General features: G+C 31.5%; 13 protein-coding genes. 2 read left to right on the top strand and 11 right to left on the bottom strand.

From position 1 onward, the window contains the following. Positions 1-21: 21 nt before the first annotated feature. The 9 genes from BN2746_RS00615 to BN2746_RS00575 all read right to left on the bottom strand — a co-directional run bounded on the left by BN2746_RS00615 (position 22) and on the right by BN2746_RS00575 (position 9546). Positions 22-1068: a 1-aminocyclopropane-1-carboxylate deaminase/D-cysteine desulfhydrase gene (locus BN2746_RS00615; RefSeq protein ID WP_055077933.1), complete on the bottom strand. Its 1047-nt coding sequence runs from the start codon at positions 1066-1068 to the stop codon at positions 22-24. Between the two features lie 152 nt (positions 1069-1220). Beyond that, positions 1221-1856, bottom strand: a complete 636-nt coding sequence (trmB, locus tag BN2746_RS00610) for a tRNA (guanosine(46)-N7)-methyltransferase TrmB (protein ID WP_055077932.1) — start codon at positions 1854-1856, stop codon at positions 1221-1223. Between the two features lie 231 nt (positions 1857-2087). After that, positions 2088-2606, bottom strand: coding sequence for a hypothetical protein (locus BN2746_RS00605; RefSeq protein ID WP_055077931.1), 519 nt, complete (start codon positions 2604-2606; stop codon positions 2088-2090). Positions 2607-2822: 216 nt separating this feature from the next. After that, positions 2823-4196: a M14 family zinc carboxypeptidase gene (locus BN2746_RS00600; RefSeq protein WP_055077930.1), complete on the bottom strand. Its 1374-nt coding sequence runs from the start codon at positions 4194-4196 to the stop codon at positions 2823-2825. Next, positions 4196-5785, bottom strand: a complete 1590-nt coding sequence (locus BN2746_RS00595) for an ABC transporter substrate-binding protein (RefSeq protein ID WP_055077929.1) — start codon at positions 5783-5785, stop codon at positions 4196-4198. The genes BN2746_RS00600 and BN2746_RS00595 overlap by 1 nt, the downstream gene beginning before the upstream one ends. 13 nt (positions 5786-5798) lie before the next feature. Continuing rightward, complete coding sequence (locus BN2746_RS00590; protein WP_055077928.1) at positions 5799-6761, bottom strand: oligopeptide/dipeptide ABC transporter ATP-binding protein; 963 nt, start codon at positions 6759-6761, stop codon at positions 5799-5801. Beyond that, positions 6751-7734: an ABC transporter ATP-binding protein gene (locus BN2746_RS00585; protein ID WP_055077927.1), complete on the bottom strand. Its 984-nt coding sequence runs from the start codon at positions 7732-7734 to the stop codon at positions 6751-6753. Before BN2746_RS00585 ends, BN2746_RS00590 begins: the two co-directional genes overlap by 11 nt. Then, positions 7734-8576 (bottom strand): ABC transporter permease, encoded by an 843-nt coding sequence (locus tag BN2746_RS00580; protein WP_231718296.1) that lies wholly within the window; start codon positions 8574-8576, stop codon positions 7734-7736. Before BN2746_RS00580 ends, BN2746_RS00585 begins: the two co-directional genes overlap by 1 nt. 1 nt (position 8577) lies before the next feature. Further along, positions 8578-9546: an ABC transporter permease gene (locus BN2746_RS00575; RefSeq protein ID WP_055077925.1), complete on the bottom strand. Its 969-nt coding sequence runs from the start codon at positions 9544-9546 to the stop codon at positions 8578-8580. A gap of 291 nt (positions 9547-9837) precedes the next feature. On the opposite strand from BN2746_RS00575, the gene BN2746_RS00570 reads away from it, so the two are divergent. Further along, positions 9838-10458, top strand: coding sequence for a TetR/AcrR family transcriptional regulator (locus BN2746_RS00570; RefSeq protein ID WP_055077924.1), 621 nt, complete (start codon positions 9838-9840; stop codon positions 10456-10458). Positions 10459-10580: 122 nt separating this feature from the next. Here BN2746_RS00570 and BN2746_RS00565 read toward each other — a convergent pair whose 3' ends face one another. Next, entirely contained in the window at positions 10581-11186 is a 606-nt protein-coding gene (locus BN2746_RS00565) for an ABC transporter ATP-binding protein (RefSeq protein ID WP_055077923.1), read from the bottom strand. Next, positions 11183-13129 carry a DUF1430 domain-containing protein gene (locus BN2746_RS00560; protein ID WP_055077922.1) on the bottom strand — a complete coding sequence of 649 codons (1947 nt, stop codon included), beginning with the start codon at positions 13127-13129 and terminating at the stop codon, positions 11183-11185. Before BN2746_RS00560 ends, BN2746_RS00565 begins: the two co-directional genes overlap by 4 nt. A 316-nt stretch (positions 13130-13445) precedes the next feature. Between BN2746_RS00560 and BN2746_RS00555 the strand changes: the two genes are divergently transcribed. Further along, positions 13446-15266 (top strand): cell wall-binding repeat-containing protein, encoded by a 1821-nt coding sequence (locus tag BN2746_RS00555; protein WP_055077921.1) that lies wholly within the window; start codon positions 13446-13448, stop codon positions 15264-15266. The last annotated feature ends 38 nt before the right edge of the window (positions 15267-15304 follow it).

Genomic DNA, 15304 nt, shown 5'->3' with positions numbered 1-15304 from the left:
GGTAGCATCTTGCCTCAAAACCTATTTACTTTTTAAAACATCAGATCTATTGGAACAAAAATCAATCATTGGTTCATTAAATAACCCTGGAAGTCCTCCAGAGTGGATAATTAAAATCTTTTTGCCAGAATCCTTTAAGTTTTCATCAATATATTTTAAAGCGCCATTAAATATCTTTCCAGAATAAACAGGATCCAAAAATATACCCTCAGTCCTTGCCATCTTCTTTATAAAATTAATTGTTTCCTGGTCTGGAATTGCATAACCTTCGTTAATACTATTCGAAAGAAGTTTCATTTCACTCTCATCTATTTCAACTTTCACATCGTAATAGTTTAGGGCTTCATCAATTAGTCCCTTTATAAAAGTCTTTTTATCTTGTGGCATATGCATTACATTTACACCGATGGCTTTTGCATTTGGTGCATAGAGTTTACAACCTAAAAACACACCACCATAGGTTCCCCCAGATCCATTTCCAGAAAATATATATTCAAAGCCTTTGTCTTGCTCCATTATCTCTTTAATACATTCGCTGTAGCCAAGTATTCCAAGGGGAGTGCTTCCACCAAAAGGAATATTATAAACTTCCTCGTCTTTTAAGGAGTGTTTTTCTTTATATTCCTCAATATGCTTTTCAATCTCTTCATTAAATTTTAAGTTTGCTTCATTACTATCACTAATATTAGATACATCAATAAAAAATACATCACAGCCTATGTATTCATCAAGAAGTAGATTGCCACTAAGCTTTTCAATTTCTTTTTTATCATCCTTCTTTAAAAAGAGCAAACATTTCATTCCAAGTTTGCTTGCACAAGTGGCAGTTAACATTCCATGGTTCGTCTGTAGTGCACCATTTGTATAAACCACCTTCGCTCCCCTGTCCTTAGCGTCTTTTAAAAGATATTCAAGCTTCCTTACCTTATTTCCTCCAAGACCAACACCAATTAAATCATCCCTTTTAATATAGATTTCACACCCATATTCCATAGAGATATTTTCAAGTTTATGAATTGGCGTAGGTTTTAGTCCTAAATTTATAGAGTTTACTTTTTTTGTAATCATCTTTGCTCCTTTGGTGCGTGAATAATGTTTTCATATAAGTTATTTAAATAAATCATACCCTAAGTCAACACCTGTTTCAATGTTATTGCAATTATGATTTTCCTATCTTTATATTTTTCTATTCGCTAAAAGTTTATTTCTATTAACTCAATTTAAGATTTCACAAATTTTACTTTTAAAAATTTGATTTTGATATTTTGTTCTCTCCATCTTTGTTCGTAATAGGATATGACTTCGTCTTCTTTTACCTTCAAATCTCTATCTATTATTTCAATTTTAAAGCCTTCTCTTTCAAAGTAGTCTATGCTATCTTCAAATAGTTCGTCATTATCGGTTTTAAACTCTATTTCGCTATTTTCTTTTAATATCTCCTTATACATATTTAAGAATAGGGGGTGTGTTAGTCTTCTTTTTTTATGTCTGTTCTTTGGCCATGGATTGCAAAAGTTTATATATATTTTTTCAACTTCAGATTTCCCAAAAATCTCTAAAAGATTATCAGCATCTCCAAGGATTCCAATAATGTTTAAAAGTTTTGCTTCTTTTATCTTCTCTCCAGCTTCTACAAATGCATTTGCTTCTCTATCCATGGCTATATAGTTTGTATCTGGATTCTGCCTTGCCTTTTCAACAATGAAGTCCCCTCTTCCAGTTCCTATTTCAAGATGTATTGGTTGGGCTTTTTCAAAATTTTTCTGCCACTTGCCTTTAAATTCTTGTGGTTTCATATATATGTATGGATTTTTGTTTAAATTTGGTATAGCCCAGTGTTTTTTTCTCATTCTCATATCTTTACCTCTTTTAGCTTATTGATTTAATTTTACTAAAAAAATTAATTGAAACCAAATTTGTTCCTCTTTAACTTCATCTTATTTAAATTTACAAGGCTATTCTCAATTTGAATACAAAAAAAGAGATGAAACTCTCGTCTCATCCCTAAGTTTTAATTCTTATGCGTTGTTATAGAATATAGATTTTTTCAAAATAATAAAAAAATTTTTCTGAAACAGGTATTACATTTATTTAACAAACCATGCTGTTGGTACTAAAAATAAATATGGTGCCGTAATTAGTGCCATGTTTCTTGCAAGAATATACTTTTCACATTTGGTTAAGTCCATGTCCTTGTAGATGAATTTTTTATTGAAAAAGTATATTAAAAATCCTCCAAGGGCAACACATATTAAAAGTATTATAACTGCTATTATAGATTCGTAGGGTCTATAATTCATAGGGACTATATTCTTTTGCCACCACTTCCCAAGCTCTGTGTTGTATTCTGGAGAGAAAACTATATTTAGTAAAATAGGTGGGATTGACGCAATTATATCTGCTAAAAATCCAAATATTACAGTCTTTGCCAACACGCCATGGAGTATTTGCTTTTTATTTTCCACTTTAAGATATTCTAATGTACCATTTAAAACCAAGTAGTCAATTATTATATTTGCTGGAATGACCACAAGCCAAACTGGTGGAAGCATCCAAAGCATCCAAATTGGGAATATAATATTTCTTAGTTTAATTTCTTTTTTCATAACTCCTCCCTATAGCAATAAAATATTGTCTATATTATATAAGAACTTTTAGTTTTTATCAATTTTAAAAGCTGAGGCTATCCTATATACCTTTTAGTTTTTTTATTTATAGCAAAAAAATAGTATCAACCCATACCCTGCTTTAGGATATAGGTTGATACATAAATTTATTCATAGAAAAAATTTACTGACATGTTTTAAATGTAAGTATTTGATCTATTTATCTAAATAGTAGGCTAATGCCAATCCACATTCTAATTGCACTGATACCAATCTCTTTATTGGTACAACGCTATAGTCCATGTTTTCTTCTAAATATTCGCTTAATTCTTTTAATTTTATCTCAGATTTTTTAAATTCTCCTTCTAAGATTTTATAAGCTTCAGAATTTTTATCAAGTTTTTTCATTTCTTCTTCATTCATTCTTACTATCAATCCTAAAGATAGCATGCTATAAAACTTAGTTACTAATGAATTGTCAAATTTTTCAGCAACTGTAGCAGTCTTATTGTACTTTTCATCTTCTTCTATCATCTTTAGAGTAGCTGAATGAACTTCTTCTAAATCTGTAAATGCTTCCAATGCCAATTTATAAACATTTTTTTCTGCTAAATATGGTTTTGATATTTTCATTGATTCTATAAGATATTTATCTAAACTCTCAGAGTATTCTATAGAATTTTTAATTGCTTCTTTTCTTGTAATATCTGACTCTGATTTATCGTCAATTCTTTTATCGTAAAAATATGGAAGTTCTGTAACAAGTGTACATGAATCATATCTTGTTCCTGCATAATCGGCTGAACATGTTCCAACTTCTATTTCTTTTTCTGGATGTTCGTTACCATATTTTTCTAAATAATCATATTCATCTGAAATTTTTAATTCTTTATAGATGGCTGGTGCAAATTCTTCACAATAAGGTGCTTCTGGCTCTCCATAGTGAACTGGAATGTTTTGCTTATTAGCTGCTTTGATAAAATCATCAAATACTTCTCTAACTTCTTTGCTAATATACCAGTAAGCTCCTCCAAATCCCGCATTGTGTAGTGAGTAAATAAACGTAGGTTTAATCTCGTCGATGAGATCCATCATAGCTTTGGTTTCTGGTATAGGTTTATCAAATTTCAAGTTTTTATATTCTATCGGGAAAGTCCAATCAACTTGAAGGAATCCAGCAGGTCTATAAAAATTTCTTGCATAGTTGTATAGGTTATATGGTCCTTTATACCATCCTTCATTCTTTCTTGCGCCGTCTACGTCCCATGCCTTTATAATATACCAAGTATAATCTAATGAGTTTCTAAATTCTTCATCTTCCACCAATTGGTTTATTAAATGATCAATTGTCATGGTTCCTATTGGTTCATTGGGATGAGGAAGTCCAAACACTAATGCGTTTTTGCTTCCTTTTCCTATCTTAAGTCCAATAATTTTTTCTCCTTCTTTTGAATTTCCGAACTCAAAAGTTTCAACTATATCACTATGTTTTTCAGCTAAATCATAACTCATTTGATTAAGCTCATCTACTGTAAAAAATGTTTTATAATCAGGGACTCTGTCTATTACTCTATCTATTAATTCTCTCATTATTTTACCATCTCCGTAAATGTAAATTCTGCCCAACCCCATTTTCCTTCTCCGTCAATTGGAAGGTTTTCATATCTCTTTGAGTTTGCATCATAACTTGCAAATTCTATTACAGGTACAAATACTGCATCCTCTGCCAATATTTTTTGTGCTTGTTTGTATAAATCTGCTCTTTTTGCATTATCAGGTTCTGTGTTTGCTTCTTTAACTAATTTGTCAAACTCAGGGTTTGAATATTGTGACCAGTTGTTTGATGCTCCAGTTCCATATCTTGCATTTAATGCTGAAGGGTCTGGTCCCATAAATCCACCTTGAAGTTCCATTATATAATCATGATTTGTTCCTACTTTTTCAGCCCATGCATTATATTCTGATACATTAATCTTCATTTCTATACCAGCTTTTTTCAAAGAGGCTTCCATTAGTTTAGCTGCATCAGGATATCCTCCCCCTTCAAATACTTCAATTTCTAAACCTCTGATATAATATCCATCTTTATCTTTTTTGTATCCAGCATCTTCAAGAGTTTTCACTGCATCTTCAATGCTAAACTTTGGACTTACATCTTTAGTATTTGCAAATTCTTCAATTAGACTTGGGTACATTGAATATTCTGGTTTTTGAAAACCATGGAATACTTTCTTTGAAATTTCTTCTTTGTCTATGGCATATGATATTGCTTTTCTAACGGCTACATCTTTAACTTTTTCATTTTCCATATTAAATATTAATCTCATAGGTGAAGGGTATCTATTAAGTTCCATTCTTATGTTTTCATCTTGAAGTAATTGTTCAGCACTTGCAGATGGAACATTTTCCAAGAAGTCAAGTTCACCGTTTACCAAGGCTTGAACGGCTGTAGCGTCATCAGGAATTATACTATAAACTACTTTGTCTAACTTTGGAGCACCTTCCCAATAGTCTTCATTTTTAACAAGGGTTATAGATTCACCTTGAACAAATTTTTCTAATTTGAAAGGACCACTACCAATAGGTTTTGATGTAATTGCTTCATTTTCTTCCCAAGGCTTACCATTGTCTAACACATGCTTAGGTAATATAAAAGTTGAATACCAACCTAATTCTGCAATTAGTGAAATATCTGGTTCTTTCAATTTGAATGTTATGGTGTTGTCATCAACAACATCAAAAGATTCTATATTTTGGAATTTTGTGTTCATTAAGTATGCTTGATCTGATTTAATCTTTTCGAAAGTATACTTAACATCTTCAGCGGTAACTTTTTCTCCATCATGCCACTTAGCATTTTCTCTTAAGTGGAAAGTTATTTCCTTTGCATCCTCTGAAACATCCCAAGACGCTGCAAGATCAGGTACAATCTTTTTAGATGCATCCAATTTTACAAGTCTATTGAAAATATTTTGGAAAATTGGATATCCGTTATCATCCGGTAACTTATCTGGGTCCCAACTCATAGGATCTCCAATATGTCTTACTATAAGTTGTCCACCTGTTTTAGCTTCTCCTACATTTGTTGAACCAGTACTGTCAACATTCTTACCACCTTGCTTACATCCAACCATCATTATGGCGGCCACAAGCATTAATGCCATTAATTTCTTTTTCATATGTTCCTCCTTATTATAATTTTATGCAATAAGCATAATGTTCGTTTCCAAGATTTACCTTTTTAGGATAATCTTTACAACACTCCTCTGTAGCAAAACTACATCTGTTTGCAAAATAGCAACCCGGTTTTAAATCAACTGGTGTTGGTGGTTCTCCTTTAATATCAATTCTATTCATCTGCTCTGTTGGATCTATTGAAGCGCAATTTGAAATAAGCACTTTAGTATAAGGATGAGCTGGCTCTTGAATTACATCTTTTGCATATCCATATTCCACAGTTTTTCCTAAATACATAACCATTATCTTATCTGCAATAAATCTTGTAAGTGCAATATCGTGACTTATAAACAAAATAGAAGTTCCCTGCTTTGCTAAATCTAACAATGCATTGATAATGTCAGCTCTAACGGAAATGTCGAGCATACTTACAGGCTCATCTGCAATGATAAATTTAGGTTTTAATAGAGTAGCTCTTATTATAGATATTCTCTGAAGCTGACCACCTGAAAGTTGATGAGGATATCTTTCCATTATTTCCTTAGCAGGTCTAAGTCCCCCTTGTTCTAAAGCCTTTACGCAAGTATCGTATCTTTCTTGTTCACTACCTCCTATGTTATGAATTTTTAAAGGCCTCATAAGAATATTTCCTATTTTATCTCGAGGTGTGAATGAGTCATATGGATTTTGAAATATCATTTGGACATACCTTCTAAATGATTTCTCATCTTTCTTTAAAATCTCTTCAACTGATTCATCACCTATGAAAATCTTTCCTTCAGTAGGCTTTTCTAATCTTGCAAGTACTCTTCCCAAAGTGGACTTTCCGCATCCACTTTCTCCTATAAGCCCTAAAATTTCTCCTCTTTTTATCGAAAAACTAACATCATCTACAGCCTGAATATAAGATTTGTTAAAGAGTTTTTTATTAGCAGGATAAAATTTTTTTACATTTTCTACAATAATATTATTTTCCATTTCTAATCTCCTGAATATTGTGACAATATACTCTTCGATTGTCTACTTCCACTTCTTTTGGTTTTTCTTTACCACATATATCTAAAGCATATGGACAACGATCTTTGAATATACAACCAGTGTTTTCTTTTGAAAGATCAGGCATAAAACCTGGTATTGATTTAATTTCTTCTGTCTCTCCATTCATAGATGGAAAACTCTCAATTAATCCTATAGTATATGGATGATATGGATTCTTTAAAACATCTTTAGTAAACCCAAATTCCATAAGTTCCCCTGCATAAAATATCGCTACTTTATTACAAGTTTGAGCTACGACAGAAATATCATGAGTTATCATGATTCTTGTCATATTCATCGTCTTTTCAAGTTTTAAAATTTCATCTAAAATTTGACCCTGTGTAACAACATCTAAAGCCGTTGTAGCTTCATCCAAAATCAGTAACTTAGGGTTAAAAAGAAGTGCTATGGCTATAGAAACTCTTTGAAGCATTCCTCCAGATAGTTCGTGGGGATATAAATTAACAACTCTTTCAGAGAGATTAACTTTTTTCAAAAGTTCTACAAAAATTTCTTTAACCTGTTCCTTCGTAGCTTTAGGTTCATGAACTCTATAAATGTCATAAACCTGTTCAAAAATTCTATGCACTGGGCTCAAAGAGTTCATGGATTTTTGAAAAACAACAGCAATCTCTTTCCACCTAAGCTTGTTAAATTCCTGATCGGATAGGGATAATAATTCTTTATTAGAAAAATAAACTTTTCCAGTAACTTTAGTTTCCTCAGGATCCAACAGCCTAATAATTCCCATTGCAACAGTTGATTTTCCTGAACCAGATTCTCCTACAATTCCTAAGGAATCAGATTCACTTAATGAAAAATTTACATTCTTAGCAGCTTTTACAGAGGAGTTTTTGTTAACATAGGAAATATTTAAGTTTTCAACTCTTAGTATCGTTTCATTTTCTTGCATTATTTTCCTCCTCTGCTTAAATTCTTAGGATTTAAAACTCTATTCAATCCGTCGCCAAGCAAATAAAAACAAGTTACAGTTAGTACAATTGCAATACCTGCAAAAGTTGAAATCCACCATGCATTAGTAATATATTGCTTTCCTTCAAAAATCATTTGCCCCCAGCTAATTGTATTTGGGTCTCCAAGACCTAAGAAAGAAAGTCCAGCTTCAGTAAGTATCGCGTTTGCCATACCCACAGTTGTATTTGAAATAACTGGATATATACCATTAGGAATGATGTATTTAAATAGAATTTGTTTTTTTGTTTCACCCATGGAGATTGCTGACTTTACAAAAGTTCTCTCTCTTAAACTCATTGCTTGAGCTCTCATGAGCTTAGCATTACTTGGCCATGTAGTAAGACCAATAACAATCATTACATTTGTTATAGAACTTCCAAAAAGGGCAATAATCATAAGTATTAAGAAAAATGTTGGAAGCATCATAAATATATTTATGACCTCTGACAAAACCCTGTCTACAACTCCTCCAAAATAACCTGCGATTCCACCGATTATTATTCCTATGACACCTGAGATAAGTGCTGAAACAACCGCAACTTTTACAGAAGTTTTTGTTCCATAAACTATCATAGAAAATACATCTTGTCCCAAGTGATTAGTCCCAAGAATATGACCTTCTTCAGATATTTTTGCCAATGGAAAATCTCCAAATTCATATGGGTCAAAATTTGCAATCAATGGTGAAAAAATAATTATTATAAGAATTATTAAAAGTCCAATCAATCCAGCCTTGAGTTGATTGTCCCTTTTTATTAATTTCATAAAATCAGTTTTCATTTTAATCACCATACCTTATTCTTGGATCTACAAATGCATAAATAATGTCAACTATCATCATTACAACTGCAATTGATATACTCATAACCAAATAAATTCCCATTAGTGTAGGATAATCCCTTTGATTAATTGCATTTAGCACAAGCCTTCCTGTTCCTGGCCAAGCAAATATTATTTCTACCAAAGCAACTCCTGTTACTAAATATGCAATAGAAATTCCAAAAATTGTAATTGTAGGAAGAATTGCATTTTTAAAAATATACTTGTTGAAAATCTTTTCCTCACTCATACCACAAGCTCTAAAAGTTTGAATGTAATCTTCGTTAACAACTTGTAGCACAGATGACTTAGCTATCCTGAAATACAACGGAATTTGTATTAAAACCATAGTCAAAACTGGCAACACTAAATGTTTTAACACGTCCAGAAAATAATTTATTCCAGTATAGTCAGCCCTTGGATCCGTCATTCCAAAAGTTGGCAACAAGTCGAGTTTAGTTGAAAAAATTATTACCAACATCAGCCCCAACCAGAAAGATGGCATAGAATTAAGTATGTAATTTACCGATGAAAATATGACATCAAGTAAAGAACCTTCCCGCCTTGCAGCTGCTATTCCCATTGCCGTTCCTAAAATTAAAGATATTATCGCAGATGACAGAACCAATAATATCGTTGGACCCAATTTTTCTAAAATCATATCTTTAACTGGTCTGTTATAGATAACAGAAATTCCAAGATCCCCTTTAGAAACGTTTTCTAAATACTTTAAATATTGCTTGTGAAGCGGTTGATCGAAACCATATTTCTTTTCCAACGCTTTTTGTAACTCAATATTGTCAACTTCCTTACCCATCATAGTCTTTATTGGGCTTCCAGGAGCTGCGTTAATAATTACAAAGTTCAAACTAAAAACTACTAACACAGTTAAGAGCGCTGACAATACTCTTTTAATCATGTACTTAGACATTTATTCCTCCTTATTCATGTACTTTATAGTCGACCATCAAAGTGAACACGTTCACCTTGAGATTATTATAACTTTATCCCGTTATAGTGTCAAGACTTTTTAACTAAAAAACTTTTAACAAAATTTATTTATTTTAAAAACTAAGATAAAAAATTTTAAAATTTTACACTCAACTTAATCAGCTAATAATTTATGTAATACCTTTGACAATTATCTTTTATTGCTATATCATTTGATTGAATTTATGTTTGTTTTCATGATTGATAAATACAAAAATAGATGAGGTATTTGATGGTAAAAAAAACTTATATTAATTTAGATAACTCAAAAAAAGAAATGATTAGAGATAACGTTCTGCAAATGTTTGTGGATAGGGATTTTGATGACGTAACAATTAGAGATTTATCAAAGAAATGTGACATATCTGTAGGGTCTTTCTATAAATATTTTGACAGCAAAGATGATATGTATCTATATTATATGTGTGAAATTGAAAAAAAAATTCTCGATGAAGAATATAAGCACAACAAGAGTCTATTTACAAACAATCCATATATAGATTTAAATAAAATTTTGACTCCTTTGGAAATAGCCTTTAACAAAACTTGGCTAACCGTTCCAACTTATATATTGAGTAAATTTTATTTTGATGGTTATGCAGATGAATTGAACAACAAAGTTCTTGATGAACTTGATCTTCTTTATGATGAGGGAAAAATTTCAAAGGGCTTAGAAAAAGATATGTATAAATTCATTTATGTGACTTATATGTATAACTTCATTATCTATGTACGAAAGAAAAAAATTCTTGATTCAAATGAATTTGTGAAACTAAAAAAACTTTATTTCGAAAAAATCGTATTTAAGGGCATTTTCACTAAAGAGTATTACGAAGAAGTTTTTGGTGAATAATCAGTGAATAAAAAAGGGTTATAAAGAATTTATATTAAAAAAAGAGGTGCCAATAATTTCGACACCTCTTTTATTTGCTTGTTAGTGAGTTCTTAATCATTCTACAAGAAAAGAAATCTCACTTATAAATATATAACCATATCTTCCCTTTCAATTATATCGTCGTCATGGGTTACAACTATCACAGTCTTCCCCTGTCTATTTAAATCGTGAAGAATCTTCATTACAATTTCACTGTTCTTTTTATCCAGGGATCCTGTTGGTTCGTCTGCCAATAAAACAGAACACTTCTTTATCATAAGACGAGCTAACGCAACTCTTTGTTGCTCCCCTCCTGATAGTTTATAAACCTTTTTATTTTTCTCTTTTTCTAAGCCCACTTTTTTTAAAGCTTCATCTATTGATATGTCCGTTCTTCCTGTTTTCTTTATCAAATTTAAATTTTCTAACACGGTCTTGTTTTCTAAAAGGGCAAAGTTTTGAAATAAAAATCCTACAACTTCCGAGAAGTATTTTTGCTTTTTCTTTTTTGATACATCAAATCCATTTACAATAATCGAACCGCTATCTGGATATTCTATGCCGCCAATCATATTTAGTAAAGTGCTTTTACCACTTCCGCTATCGCCTCTGATTATGACAAAACTTCCATCAGGAATTTCTAAGCTATAGTTTTGAAACAATACTTTTTCATCATACTTCTTACAAATTTCATTTATTTTTATCATAGACATCCTCCCTTAAGTGCCTTTTGTACATTTGTTCTTTCTATCCTTATTACATTAAGGATAATTATTATGAACTCAATCAGAATTACTAAAGCACTTACTAAAATAGTAATTCTTGTATCAATTCGTTTTGATATTAAGGAAAGTATTAAAAAACCTGTAAATATCACAAGATTTTCTATCATAATAAGTCTAAGGAATGACTTATGGCGATTAAATATTCCATATCCCAAAATTTTCATAAGTGAAATTTTCATTGCATTTCGCCTAAACTCCAATTGACTTACTGCCAAAATAATTGCAATGTCTAAAAATATAATAACCACACAAAGTGAGCTTAAAAACGCAAGCAGTTTAACTAAAAAAGTATGATTGTAATTATATTGATCTTCAACATTTGTTATTACCTGATTGTAATTACCTAATATATCTTCGTATTTTTTACAAATCTCTTTCAAGTTTTCTTTGGACGTATTAAATAATATAGCTTCTCCTTTGTAGCCTTGAAGGTTTTCACCATCAATTTTCAAATCATTATTTAATTGATAAATTAGTATAGGATTTTTTGTCCTTTCGACTCCGTCTATTGAGTTGTTATCAAGATAGGAAAAATATTTAGAGTCGGAGTACTCCACGTATTTAATTTTCCAGTCTTTGAAATCTTCTTTTGGATATTTAAAACAAAAATCCAATCTGTCATATGCTAACATTTTATTTTCTTCAAATGACTTGCCCTTTGGGATAAAAATAATCAAGTCATTTTCGTCCAAAGACTCTTTCTCCACACTCTCTTGAAAGCCCTGTAGCATATCCTTTCCAGTATTATTCACAAAAACAACGTCATTCTTGCCATTTGAAATATTTATACATATGGAAGGATTCATTACGGAATACTCTTTTTCATAAACCTCATCCCAAAATTTTTGTTCCTTTTCGTAGTCAAAGCCTTCAGTTTGTACTCTAAGGTAGTTTGCATTGTAATATGATTTAAGTAAACTTCCGTCAGCAAATAAATTGCCATTGATACTACTGATATTTGTAATAAGCGTTATGATAGTTAGAGCTCCTGCAATTAGTTTAAGTGCATACAATAAGTACATTGAACCCTTTGAGTCAGTGGCATTTGAAAGTAATTTTTTAACATCCATAGAATAGAAAATAAAATATGGAAGTGTTGAAAGCACTACTCCTACCAGGTAAATTAAAATTATTAATTTATTTTCATATGCTCCCGATATAAAGTTTAACATCAATAGCTTTGCCAATATAAATAACACTATAGAAGAAACTAAATTACTAATTGCTGTTTTAAACACAATTGAACTTACACTTTCGCCAAACAAAACTCTTACGGCTATCTCTTTCTTTCTTCTAATTACCTCCACCAAGTTCATTATTATCATAAGTAAACTAATCATTACCCATACGATTATCATCATATCTTTTTCTGTTGCATTCCAGTATTGTGGGCTAGTTAAGTTATACTTTGCTTCTAAGTCCTTATATGTAGAGTTAACTGCATCATCATCTCCTATATAACATATAAAGTTCTCGTAGTTAACGGACTCTGGTTCAAGCTCTTTCAAATCATGGTATTTAACATCTGTAATTCCTGAAATTAATGATGTGTACTCCTTCTCTTCAACATTTGCCACATCTTTAATCGATTTTCGAATCACATCAGAATCGCCATAAATGTGGAGCGTGAAGCGAAACTTGCTTTTTATTTCTGTATAATAAGAAAATACTTCTACATTATTTTTAGATGAAGCCTTCTGTGCATCCTCTAAAAAATCTTGAATGTTTTCGGTTGAAACTTCAAAGTTAGACGCTTTATAATAAGCTGTCGAAAAATTAAAAAGTTCACTTTGAAAAACTTCCGATTGCATAATAAATCCAAATATCAAAAAGCAAAAAAGGAAAATGTTTTTTATAATTTTCATTTATTCTAACCTCCTCTTCCATCTACTTATTTTTACACTTCAAAGGCTTGGAACGAAACAGTAAATAATTTAAAAATTTCTTATTTTTATTAAACCTTTTGTTTTAATAATTTTATCATGTATATAAATATAACTCAATTTTGTGAAGTCTATATCAAATTAAATCTTAACTTCAAATTACTCTAAACTTTCCAACTTTTAAATATTTTATTATATTTTTTCATACTTTAAATTTTCTTTTATTTTATAAATTTTCACATTGATATTTTTATAACTTTGCAGTATAATGTTCTCAAATAATTTGCAAGGAGGACTTATGAAAAAACATTTTTTTGGTAAAAAGCTTTTCTCTGTAGCTTTAGCTGTGACTTTTTCTGCTCTATCTATTAATAGTTCACATGCTGCTACATCATGGACAAGAATAGCAGGTGCAGACAGAACCGAAACTTCAATAAAAGCTGCGCAGATGCTTGAGTCAAACACTTTAGTATTTGCAAATGGAAGACAATTCCCAGATGCTCTTTCTTCTGTAAACATTTGTACTACTAAAAATGGTAAGTTGATATTAGTTAACGGAAATGAAGATTATTCTAATTTCGTTAAGGAAAATGAAATTGAAGAAGTTTATATTATCGGTGGAACTTCATCAATTTCTAAGAAGTTTGAAGAAAATTTAAAAGTAACTTCTGCAGAGGTTAAGAGACTTTCAGGTTCAGATAGATATTTGACAAATGCAAAGACTATTGAAGAATCTGAACTTCAAGAAGTTGGGGTTGCAAGTGGAGAAAACTATGCCGACGCTTTAGCTTCAACTGGTTTATTAAAGGAAAATAATGCAGGTCTTGTGCTTGTACCTCCTTCAAATAAACTTCCTGTAGAAGATGTTGTTGTTAAATACGCTTTTGGTGGAAAGTCATCTGTTGACGTTGCTGCTGAAACTGTATTTGCTGGTAAGGATAGATATGACACAGCTTTAAAGATTGCAGAAGCTACTGAAAGCTATAACCTTGCATTTGTAAATGGAGCAGACTTCCCTGATGCACTTTCAGCTGTAAACGTTGTAAATGCCAAGGGCGTTGACGTTGTGTTTGCTCCAAGGGCAAAGAGCGAAAGAACAATGTCACTATGTGAAGCTGCAGAAGAAATCTTTGTAGTTGGTGGTAACTCTTCAGTTTCTGAAGAAGCTATGGAACTTGCTATTAATGGCTATTACGAAAAAATAGTTAAGGACTTTGGCGAAGTTCAAGTTGTTGATGACGGATCAAAAACTTATTTAAGAAATGTTGAAACTGGTGAAGTAATTGTAAAGGACGAAAACAATAAGGGAATTGTAGACATTGACGGACATAGATATTTAATCAATGAAGACGGTTCTTTAAAACTTGGTTTTATTAAAGAAGGTTCTAATACTTATTATGCAAAGGCTGAAACTGGTCTTGCAAGGGGATTTTTAAAAGAAGGTCAAAAGATATATTACTTTGATCCTGTAGATTATTATATGTACCATGGTGGACCAAGAAATACTGGACTTACATGCTATTGGTTTGGTGATGACGGAGCTATAAAAGAAGGAACCAGAATGTCTGGATTTAAAAAAGACACTCCTGTTAAATGGTACATGCCTACTGCTGAAGATTTAAAAAATACTTGGCTTGAAGGTTCAAACCAACAAAATAGATTCCTTGGACAAAAAATTTCTAACTACGCTTGTGAAAGAGCTGGAATTCCTTTCAAATGGTATGGCTTCGACTTAAATGACAAATCTGGAGTTTACTGCGTTGGTGCAATTTACTCTGCCTATAAAGAAAATGGAATTGCAGTTCCAGGACCTAAAGATTGTGATGTAAAGGCAGACGGCGGATACAGGATGGTAGAAGTTCAATATAAACAAGCTCCAAAGTATGGTGGAAAATATATTAAGACAGACTTTAACAACCTACTTCCTGGAGACCTTCCTTACTCTGCAAGAAGAGCCGGACAATATAATCACGGTGCAATCTACATCGGTAAAAACGGTGGAAGACCAATGACTGCTCATGCAACACTTGCTGGTGGATTTATAATTGAAGAATACTCAAGAGTATATTCTTGGAAGTATCACGATTTACAAACTGTAAGATATTTATATGAAAAGTAATTTAAAAGGTGCTTAAGATAGACTTAGGCACCTTTCTT

The sequence above is a fragment of the Lagierella massiliensis genome (genome assembly GCF_001407835.1).
Classification (GTDB): domain Bacteria; phylum Bacillota; class Clostridia; order Tissierellales; family Peptoniphilaceae; genus Mediannikoviicoccus; species Mediannikoviicoccus massiliensis.
This window is presented reverse-complemented; position numbering and strand designations above follow the sequence as displayed.

What these genes read in the sequence shown, in the direction of transcription:
- BN2746_RS00555 (WP_055077921.1), top strand. Translation starts at nt 13,446, where the DNA reads ATGAAAAAACATTTTTTTGGTAAAAAGCTTTTCTCTGTAGCTTTAGCT.
- BN2746_RS00570 (WP_055077924.1), top strand. Translation starts at nt 9,838, where the DNA reads ATGGTAAAAAAAACTTATATTAATTTAGATAACTCAAAAAAAGAAATG.
- BN2746_RS00600 (WP_055077930.1), bottom strand. Translation starts at nt 4,196, where the DNA reads ATGAGAGAATTAATAGATAGAGTAATAGACAGAGTCCCTGATTATAAA.
- trmB (WP_055077932.1), bottom strand. Translation starts at nt 1,856, where the DNA reads ATGAGAATGAGAAAAAAACACTGGGCTATACCAAATTTAAACAAAAAT.
- BN2746_RS00605 (WP_055077931.1), bottom strand. Translation starts at nt 2,606, where the DNA reads ATGAAAAAAGAAATTAAACTAAGAAATATTATATTCCCAATTTGGATG.
- BN2746_RS00580 (WP_231718296.1), bottom strand. Translation starts at nt 8,576, where the DNA reads ATGAAAACTGATTTTATGAAATTAATAAAAAGGGACAATCAACTCAAG.
- BN2746_RS00575 (WP_055077925.1), bottom strand. Translation starts at nt 9,546, where the DNA reads ATGTCTAAGTACATGATTAAAAGAGTATTGTCAGCGCTCTTAACTGTG.
- BN2746_RS00585 (WP_055077927.1), bottom strand. Translation starts at nt 7,734, where the DNA reads ATGCAAGAAAATGAAACGATACTAAGAGTTGAAAACTTAAATATTTCC.
- BN2746_RS00560 (WP_055077922.1), bottom strand. Translation starts at nt 13,129, where the DNA reads ATGAAAATTATAAAAAACATTTTCCTTTTTTGCTTTTTGATATTTGGA.
- BN2746_RS00565 (WP_055077923.1), bottom strand. Translation starts at nt 11,186, where the DNA reads ATGATAAAAATAAATGAAATTTGTAAGAAGTATGATGAAAAAGTATTG.
- BN2746_RS00615 (WP_055077933.1), bottom strand. Translation starts at nt 1,068, where the DNA reads ATGATTACAAAAAAAGTAAACTCTATAAATTTAGGACTAAAACCTACG.
- BN2746_RS00590 (WP_055077928.1), bottom strand. Translation starts at nt 6,761, where the DNA reads ATGGAAAATAATATTATTGTAGAAAATGTAAAAAAATTTTATCCTGCT.
- BN2746_RS00595 (WP_055077929.1), bottom strand. Translation starts at nt 5,785, where the DNA reads ATGAAAAAGAAATTAATGGCATTAATGCTTGTGGCCGCCATAATGATG.